The 8,907-nt window shown below is 64.8% G+C and carries 10 protein-coding genes; all 10 read right to left on the reverse strand.

Annotation, left to right across the window (positions count from 1 at the left end):
* Positions 1-273, reverse strand: a 273-nt coding sequence (locus tag ENZ75_RS11745) for an alpha/beta hydrolase (RefSeq protein ID WP_164887787.1), incomplete at its 3' end; no start/stop codon positions are given.
* 12 nt (positions 274-285) lie between these two features.
* Positions 286-1,302 (reverse strand): alcohol dehydrogenase catalytic domain-containing protein, encoded by a 1,017-nt coding sequence (locus tag ENZ75_RS11750; RefSeq protein WP_063167507.1) that lies wholly within the window; start codon positions 1,300-1,302, stop codon positions 286-288.
* On the reverse strand, positions 1,299-2,345 hold the full coding sequence (locus ENZ75_RS11755) for a branched-chain amino acid ABC transporter permease (protein ID WP_063167506.1): 1,047 nt from the start codon (positions 2,343-2,345) through the stop codon (positions 1,299-1,301). The genes ENZ75_RS11750 and ENZ75_RS11755 overlap by 4 nt, the downstream gene beginning before the upstream one ends.
* Positions 2,342-3,205 carry a branched-chain amino acid ABC transporter permease gene (locus ENZ75_RS11760; protein ID WP_013533085.1) on the reverse strand — a complete coding sequence of 288 codons (864 nt, stop codon included), beginning with the start codon at positions 3,203-3,205 and terminating at the stop codon, positions 2,342-2,344. Before ENZ75_RS11760 ends, ENZ75_RS11755 begins: the two co-directional genes overlap by 4 nt.
* A complete protein-coding gene (locus ENZ75_RS11765; RefSeq protein ID WP_013533086.1) occupies positions 3,192-3,920 on the reverse strand; it encodes an ABC transporter ATP-binding protein in 729 nt (242 codons plus the stop codon). The genes ENZ75_RS11760 and ENZ75_RS11765 overlap by 14 nt, the downstream gene beginning before the upstream one ends.
* Positions 3,917-4,645, reverse strand: a complete 729-nt coding sequence (locus ENZ75_RS11770) for an ABC transporter ATP-binding protein (protein ID WP_063167505.1) — start codon at positions 4,643-4,645, stop codon at positions 3,917-3,919. Before ENZ75_RS11770 ends, ENZ75_RS11765 begins: the two co-directional genes overlap by 4 nt.
* 25 nt (positions 4,646-4,670) lie before the next feature.
* Entirely contained in the window at positions 4,671-5,978 is a 1,308-nt protein-coding gene (locus tag ENZ75_RS11775; protein WP_063167504.1) for an ABC transporter substrate-binding protein, read from the reverse strand.
* Between the two features lie 63 nt (positions 5,979-6,041).
* Complete coding sequence (locus ENZ75_RS11780) at positions 6,042-6,860, reverse strand: SDR family NAD(P)-dependent oxidoreductase (RefSeq protein ID WP_013533089.1); 819 nt, start codon at positions 6,858-6,860, stop codon at positions 6,042-6,044.
* A complete protein-coding gene (locus ENZ75_RS11785) occupies positions 6,860-7,750 on the reverse strand; it encodes an intradiol ring-cleavage dioxygenase (RefSeq protein ID WP_063167503.1) in 891 nt (296 codons plus the stop codon). The genes ENZ75_RS11780 and ENZ75_RS11785 overlap by 1 nt, the downstream gene beginning before the upstream one ends.
* Before the next feature lie 10 nt (positions 7,751-7,760).
* Positions 7,761-8,907, reverse strand: a 1,147-nt coding sequence (locus ENZ75_RS11790) for an FAD-dependent monooxygenase (RefSeq protein WP_128278111.1), incomplete at its 5' end; no start/stop codon positions are given.

Here is an 8,907-nt window from a genome sequence, read left to right on the forward strand (position 1 = left end):
CTTCTCCGGCAGACGGAGAACATCGAGCAGATTCAGATAGTGTAAAACCATGTCGGACATCGTAGCGACATGCGGCGCCGGGCCAGAAAAGCCGAAGCCCGGATGGCTCGGGCAGAGCACGCGGAAACGGTCCGCGAGGCCCTCGGCAAAGTCGAAGCCTTCAAGCGTCGAGGCGCCGTGCAGGAACAGCACGGGCTTGCCTCTACCGATGGCCATCACCACCGTTTTCGTGCCATCGATATCGTATTCGAGCGTTTCGAATTGAACGGCCATTTTTCACTCTCCTCAAACAAGGTCCGGCTGGATCAGCACTTTGCATTGCGTGGTGCGGCGGCGAAGGCTCTCGAATATCTGCGGAACCGGCGAGAGGTCGATCCGGTCGGTGACCAGAGTTTGCGGTGCGAAAGGTCCGCCTCGAAGCGCATCGAGGGCGACGCCGAATTCGTTGCGCTGATGGAAGAAGACCGAAAACAGCAGGTTCACTTCCTTCGTCAGCGCAACGAACGGGTCCCACTGGTCTCCACCAATGCAGAGGCCGACCCCGACCACCGTGCCCTGCAGCCGGACCGCCTCGACCGCCGCGCCGATGAGGCCACGCTTGCCAACGCATTCGAAGACGATGTCGGGCGCTCCGCCGCAGAGATCGGTGAGGTTCTCGCTCAGCTTTTCGCCGGAAAGCGCGAAGCCGGTCGCGCCGAGAGCAAGCGCACGCTCGCGCTGATGGCCGTGGATGTCGGCCACCACGACACGCGATGCCCCCATGCGCCGCGCCCAGAAGGCGACGAGCAGTCCGATCGGCCCGGCACCCAGTATGGCGACCCGATCCCCCGGCTTCATGCCCGAACGGACGATGCAATGCAGGGCGACCGACAGTGGCTCGGCCAACGCACCATCCTCGAGTGCTACATCGTCGGACAGGATGTGACATTGGCGTGCGGCCACGGTCGCGTATTGCGCATAGCCGCCGCCGATCAGCTCCATCTCGTGACAGCGCGCCGGATCGCCGCGCTCGCAGGCCTCGCAGTGTCCGCAACCGCGCATCGGCACGACAGCGACCCGGTCACCGATCCGAAGGCCCTTTGCCTCCGATCCGACCGCGACGATGTCACCGGAGAATTCATGGCCGAGCACAAAGCCTGCCTCGATGCCGAAAGGCACCGGATCCTCGGTGATGTGCAGATCGCTGCCGCAGATGCCGCAAGCGGCGACACGCAAGACGACCTCGTCCGGGGCTGGCGTCGGGTCCGGCACCGTGCCGATCCGCAGTGGGACGCCGACCTTATCGAAGATGGCGGCTTTCATGAAATCCTCCTCGTCAGCGGTTCGGGGTCGACGAGCTTGCGTCGGATCGGGAACCATGGTGCATCCCACCGCTTCGAGATCAGGCCCCAGATGCCCGTCCGGGCGTAGAGCGCCACCAGAAGCGTCATCAGGCCGAGGACGACGAAATAGGTTGCGCCATATTCGCCGAACCAGCGGTCCGCGATGAAGAAGATCAGCGATCCGATCAGAACGCCCTCGATGGACCCGATCCCGCCGACCATGACGATGAAGATCGCGACGTTCGCCCACATCGGATCAAAGGCCGAACCCGGGGTGATGCGCAGCTGCGCCATGAAATAGATCGCGCCCGCGAGGCCGCAGCCGACCGCTGACGCGACATAGATCAGGAAGCGTAGCTTCACGACATTCACGCCCTGGCTGGCAGCCGCAACCGGATTGTCGCGTATGGCGATCAGCGCAAGGCCGAAGCGCGAGCGAAGCAGCCAATAGCTGCCGCCCAGCGTGACGAGCAGCATCCCCGCGCAGAGCAGCGACATAGCGACATTCCGCTCGAAGGCCGAATAGTCCTTCATCACGCGAAGCGACATGCCCGCGCCGGAATTGACGAGCGGCAGGTTCGAGGCGGTCAGCCGGAAGACCTCGGCCACCACCCATGTGCCGATCGAAAAATAGGGGCCATCCAGGCGATGCAGCAGCAGGTAGATCGGCACGGCCAGCGCGGCCGGCACCAGGAGCGACAGGAAGACCGCCACAAACGGATTGATGCCGTAGGTCTGCGCCAGCACGAAAAGCGCATAGCCGGCGGCGCCCATGAAGGCGTGCTGGCCTACGGAGACGAGGCCGGCATAGCCGGCGAGCAGGTTCCACATCTGCGCGACGGCGATATAGCAGCACAGCACCAGAACCGACCGGATCGTGCCGGTCGAAGCCCACCACGGCATGACAGCGACAGCGATCATGGCCAGCACCGCCAGCGTCATCGCGATGCGACCGGACCGGGTCTGGCGCTGGACCACGACCTCGGGCACCTCGGTTGTTGCCACATAGGGAATCGCACTCATGACAATGCCTTTCCGAACAGGCCCTGTGGGCGGGTCGCCAGCACGACCAGGAAGACGATATGTCCGGCAAGCACGCCGAAGCCCGGATCGATGCGGAAGCCGATGGCCTGCGAGATGCCGAGCACCATCGAGCCGACGAAGGCGCCCCATACCGTCCCCATGCCGCCGATGATCACCGCTTCGAACGCGTAGATCAGCTGGGCAGGTCCGTCGGCCGGAGCAACAGTCGACCGCAGCGCCTGGAAGACGGCTGCAAAACCGAGAATGCCGACCGCCGCCGCTGTCGCCATCGCATAGACGGCGCGCGGGTTGATGCCGGTCATCGCCGCCGCCTCGACATCGGCCGACGCGGCGCGGAGCGCGCGACCGAAGCGCGTGCGCTTCAGCGTCAGGTCGAGGCCTCCTGTCAGGCCCGTGGCAACGGCCAGCACGATCAGCGGCAGGAGACCGACATAGATGCCGCCGATCTCGATGGACTGGCTCTCGATCCCATGGCCGGGCAGCGATCGGCTGTTCGCGGACCATATCTGGAGCATCAGGTTCTGCAGCGCGATCGACAGTCCGAAGGTCGCGATCAGCGAGGGCAGCGGATCGCTGCCCACCACGCGGTTCAGCACGGCCTTCTGCAGCACCCAGCCCATCAGCACCGCGAGCGGCACCAGCACGATCAGCACCGGCAGCGGTCCCAGACCCCAAGCCGTGGCGATCGAGATGCCGATCAGCGACAAAAGGATCACCAGATCGCCATGGCTGATGTTGACGATCCGCATGACGCCGAACATCAGCGCCATGCCGAGTGCATACTGGGCATACATGCCGCCCAGCAGGACCCCCTGCACCAAGGCGTCAAACCACTCCATGGCCCGCTCCAAAATAGGCTTTGCCGATCTGCTCGCGCGTGATTTCGGCGGACCTGCCGGTCAGGGTCACGCGGCCCTCCAGCATGCAGTAGAGGCGGTCCGTGGCGGTCCGGGCGAGGCCGACATCCTGCTCGACCACGATCATCGCCGTGCCGGTGGCGCGGATTTCGGGCAAGGCGGCATAGATTTCGCGGATCACCTTGGGCGCGAGACCAAGGCTGATCTCATCGCAGAGCAGCACGCGCGGCTGGCAGAGCAGCGCGCGGCCGATCGCCACCATCTGCTGCTGCCCGCCCGAGAGGCTTTGCACCTGGGTGCGAGCCTTCTCCTTGAGGATCGGGAACAGCTGGTGCAGACGCGGCAGCGTCCATCCGCCCTTGGCGCCCATGCGCGCGGCCTGGTCGATGGCGACGCGCAGATTGTCCTCGACCGACATGCCGGTGAAGAGGCGGCGGCCCTCCGGCACGATGGCGACGCCCTTCTGCACCATGCGGTCGGTGGCGGTGCCGCCGACCGGCTCACCGTGCAGCAGCACCATCTCGCGCCCGACCGGAAGCAGGCCCATGATCGAACGCAGGAGGGTGGATTTTCCGGCCCCGTTGGCGCCGATCAAGGCCACGGCCTCACCCTGGTGCAGCTCGATGTCGACGCCGTAGAGCGCCTGGAAGTCGCCATAGCGGGCCAACAGCCCGTGGGTGGAAAGAACGGCCGTCATCCCTCGATCCCCATGTAGACGCGCTGGACCTCAGGCAGCGCGATCACGTCGGCGGGCACGCCTTCCGCGATCTTCTCGCCGAAATTCAGAACCAAGAGCCGGTCGGCTACCGCCAGCAATGCGTGCAGCACATGCTCGATCCACACGATGGTGATGCCGCGGTCGCGGATGCGGCGCACCAGCGCCACCAGCGCCTTCGATTCATCGTCGGTCAGCCCGCCCGCGATCTCGTCCAGCAGCAGCAGCTTCGGATCCGACGCCAGCGCGCGCGCCAGCTCCAGCCGCTTGCGGTCGAGCAGAGTGAGAGCGCCGGCCGAGACATTGGCCTTGTCGGAGAGTTCGCACTCGCGCAGGACCTGGGCGCAGAAAGCATAGCTCTGCTTCTCGGACCGGCCGCCGCCGAAAGCGGCGGCGACCAGCAGGTTTTCGAAGGTGGTCATGCCGGAATAGGGACGCGGGATCTGATAGGTCCGCCCGATCCCCATCTGGCAGCGCCGGAAGGGCGGCTCGCCGCGGAGTGCGGTGTCGCCGAGCTGGATCTCGCCGCCGGACGTCTTCAAGTCGCCGCTGATCATGTTGAACAGCGTCGTTTTGCCCGCCCCATTCGGGCCGAGGATGCCCAGCACCTCGCCCCGATGCACGTCGAAAGTCACGTCATGCAGGACGCGGACAGCGCCGAAGGACTTCGACACCCCGTGCGCTTTCAGCAGGATTTCCCTACCCATGACTCTGCCCGCGTCCCCGCTCATGTCACCAGGCGATCGGCTGAATAGCCTGTTGCGGCGCGAAGAGCTGATTGACCGTGTTGTCGACGATCTTCAGGTCATAAGGCCATTTCTCGCCCTTCACCCACTGGCCGCCGAAGATCGGCGTCTTGCAGATGTTCTTGTGGGGCGAGCCGTCGAACTTGATATGACCGACCAGCGTCTGCAGATCGGTAGCGACCAGGGCGTCTCGGTTGGCTGTGCGATCGAGCGGATTGGAAGAGCGCTTCAGGATGTCGAGCGCGACCTCGAGCAAGGCATGCGAATAGCCCAGCGGCTGCGTCCACTGCCGCTTCGAATCGACTTCCCATTGGCTGGCGATGTCGCTGCTGACCTGCCCGGTCAGCGACGACTTGAACGGGAACGCCGGTGTCCACCAGACCTCCGAGGACATGCCGTTGCCTAGAGGACCCATGGCCTCGACACCCCCCGGGAACAGGAGTGCCGCCGCCACCGTGACCGCCTTCGGCTTGAAGCCCTGCTGGTTGCACTGGGTGACGAAGGTCTTCAGATCGTCCGGATAGGTAATGCCGCCGATGATCTCGCAGCCCTGCTTCTTGAACTCGGCGATCTGTGCGGAAAAATCATTGGTGCGGGGCTGGAAATAGCCGGGCACCACGACCTCGTAGCCGGCCTTGCGGGTCGGCGCTGGCAAGCCATATTCGTCGTTGCCCCAGGTCTCGCCGTCGATGTTCTGCGGAAACAGCATGCCGACCTTCTTGTTGGTCTCCAGATGGCTCCAGAGTCCGACGAAGGTGTTCAGCGCCTCGTCGAGGCCCCAGAAGAAATGATAGGTCCAGCCGAAGGTCTGCTTGCCGCCGCCGCGCGGCATGATCACCGCTTGCCAGGGAGCACCGGAGGAAATGCAGGGGGTCTCATAAAGCTCGGCCTGCTCGGCCGCGGGCAGGATCGTGTCGGTGGTCGAGGCCGGTACGAGCAGATGCACCTCGTCGTTCAGGATGAGGTTGCCGGCGATTTCCGATGCCTTGTTCGGATTGGACTGGCTGTCGCGATCGAGGATCTCGATCTCGTAAGTATTGCCGTCGGCACATTGCAGCTGGCCGCCGAGCAGGGCGCGGATTTTCTGCAAGGTGTAGCCATCCGTTTCACCAAACAGGGCGAGCGGCCCGGTCGTGGGGCTGAGATAGCCGAGCTTGATCTTCCCCGCCGTCGCGGCGCGCAGATAGGTCGGCATGCCCAGCGTGCTGGCGGCAACGCCGGCTCCAATCCCCTTCAGGACGCTTCGGCGGCTGGGCCGCAAGCCCGATTTCACCAGTTTGTTGTAGTAGGTCATTGTCGGTTCCTCCCTGGGTTAAGTTTCTCCGGCCCACGGGACCGGTCTCAGTTCAAAGCTTGTTCAGGTCATCCTCAGCAGCGAGCCGCCATCGATGACGATCAGCGAGCCCGTCACGTAGGACGCGGCCGGCGACGCCAGATAGAGCGCCAGGCCCTTGATCTCTTCAGGGTCACCGATCCGGCCGATGAGCGACTGGGCCTCGAAGGCCTTGCGGTCCGCCGGATTGCGCAGCCGGCCGCCGGCGATGTTGGTGATGAACGGCCCGGGCAGGATTGCGTTGATGCGGATGTTGTAGGCGCCGAGCTCCATCGCCATGTGGCGAACGAGATGGTTCACCGCGGCCTTGGCGGGCATGTAGGGTGTACCCACGATGCTCTCGTTGATCAGCGAGGCGATGGACGACGTGACGATGATCTGGCCGCCGCCATTCGGCTTCATGTGCCGCACGGCATGCTTGATCGTGGTGTAGACCGAGGTCAGGTTTATCTCGATCACCTTGTCCCAGTGCTCGTCGGGCAGGTTCTCGATGGCGCCCTCGGGGTTCCTTTCGCCCGTCGGGGTGTTGAAGCCCGGCCCGGCGTCGATCCCGGCATTGGCGAACACGACGTCGATCGAGCCGGCCTTCTCGGCCACCTTGTCGAAGGCGGCCGCCATGGCCGCACGGTCGCCGACATCGACGACCTGGCCCCAGACATCGCCACCCGCCGCCCTGATCGCCGCCACGGTCTTCTCCAGCCCGGCAGGGTTCAGGTCGAAGATGCAGACCTTCGCCCCGTGCTCGGCCATGATCTCGGAATAGGCCTGCCCGATGCCGCTGGCGCCGCCGGTGACGATCACCGACTTGCCTCTGACATCGAACATCTTCTCAAGTGCGGCCATCAGTTTCCTCCCTTGCGCGACAGCACGAAATCGAACTCCACGTCGTAGAACGGCGCCGCGACCTCGACCCTGGCCGCGGCTTCGGCGTCCTCGACCTTGCGGAATTCGGCGAGCAGGCTTTTCTTCACGCCGAAGACGGCATCTGAATCGATGTACGGATCGTCCGGATCGAAGATGTGCGTGGTCAGCGCGTCGAAGCCCTCGGCCTCGACGATGTAGTGGAGATGCGCCGGACGATTGGGGTGGCGGCCTAGCGCGCCCAGCAGCCTGCCGACCGGACCGTCATCCGGGATCGGGTAGTATTTGGGCTTCACGCCGCGGAACCAGTAACGTCCGTCCGCACCGGTGCGGAACACCCCGCGCAGATTGAAGTCGGGCTGGATGCCCTTCTGCTGCACGTCGTAGAAACCCTCGTCATTGGCCTGCCAGACGTCGATCTTGGCGCCTGCGATCGGGTTACCCTCGGTATTGAGGATGCGGCCATGCACGAACATCGGCTCGCCCTTCTGGTCGAGGCAGATGTTCGATCCCATTGGCAATTCGGGCGCGTCGGCGACGTGGAAAGGCCCCAGCACCGTGGATTCCGAGGCACCCGACGGCTTGCGGTTGTTGATCGCATCGACCAGCATCGAGACGCCGAGAACATCCGACAGCAGGATGTACTCCTGCCGCCATTCGTTGCAGATCTGGCCCGTCTGCGTCAGGAACATGATCGCGCCGAACCATTCCTCCTGCGTCGGCTCGATCTCCTTCACCGCCTCGTGCAGCTTTCGGGTGATGACCTCCATCACCTCTTTGAGCCGCTCGTCTTTGGCGTTCCTGTTGCGCGCCACGACGACCTCGGCCGAGTTCGCCTCGGTGAAATAGCCGGATTCGTGTTCGTCAATCATGCGATCCTCCTCAGCGCGCCAGAACGGATTTGAAGACCCGGCGCAGTTCGGACGCCGGATCGGCCGCGAGCGTTTCGGAACGCCAGGCGACGTGGTGGTCGGGACGGACGATCAGGCAGCCGGTGTCGCGGATCTCCCGCGCGCCGGCCCAGTCGCCGGCATGATCCTCGATCGTGCGGCGCGGGCCGATCACATGGCTGCGGATCGGCAGACCGAGCTCCGCGCCCACCGTCTCCGCCGCGGCGACCCACGCCTCGCCGCCAATACCGGTCAAAAGCGTGAACTCGCCATGCCCGCAAAGATCGAGCGTCGAGACCTTCCTGCCCGAGCGCTCGAACACCCAGACATGCGGCAAGCGCGCGCCCGGCCACGTCGTTGGCGCATAGTGCAGCTCGCGATCCTTCTCGAATGCCGGCTCGCGCTGGCCGTCGGTCACCACCGCGCCGGACGCATAGCGCTGGTTCATCTCGACGCCATGGGCGTCGAACTCGTACTTCTTGAAGGCGATAGCCTTGCGGAGCGCCTCGCGCTGCGCTTCGGCCGCGGGCGTCGCGTCGGCGCGGGCCTCCATGTTCCTCTGGATCTTGTCGTGATCGACGCCGCCATCCATGCCGAGCGCCTCGAAGATCGGTCCGAATTCGGCAATGGACTGGTTCGCCCGCGTCACGATCTGGCGCGCGATCGGTGCGCGCTCGGCAGAGTAGCTATCCAGAAGCCCGATGCCCGCCTGCCCCTTGACGACCTTGGCAAGCTTCCAGGCGAGATTGAACCCATCCTGGATCGATGTGTTCGAGCCGAGCCCGTTCGAGGGCGGATGCCGGTGCGCGGCGTCGCCCATGATGAACACCCGCCCCTTCTGCATGTGCGTGGCGAAGCAGTTGTTCACCGTCCAGGTGTTGGCGCCCAGGAGCTCGATCTCGAGCGCGGAATCTCCGACCAATTGACGCGCGACCTCGGTGGCCAGTTCCGGCGTTACCTCCGGCGGCGGCTGGTTGATGTCGTAGCCCCAGACGATCAGCCACTCATCCCACGGCCGCACCATGCGAACCAGACCCATGCCGATGCCGCCGACGTCGGCGCCGGGCTGCATGACCCAGTAGAGGACGCTCGGCCGGTGCGCGACGTATTTCGACAGATCGGCCCTGAACAGGATGTTC

Origin of the sequence: Mesorhizobium sp. M7A.F.Ca.CA.002.04.1.1, assembly GCF_004022805.1 — a bacterium.
GTDB classification, from domain to species: Bacteria; Pseudomonadota; Alphaproteobacteria; order Rhizobiales; family Rhizobiaceae; genus Mesorhizobium; species Mesorhizobium ciceri.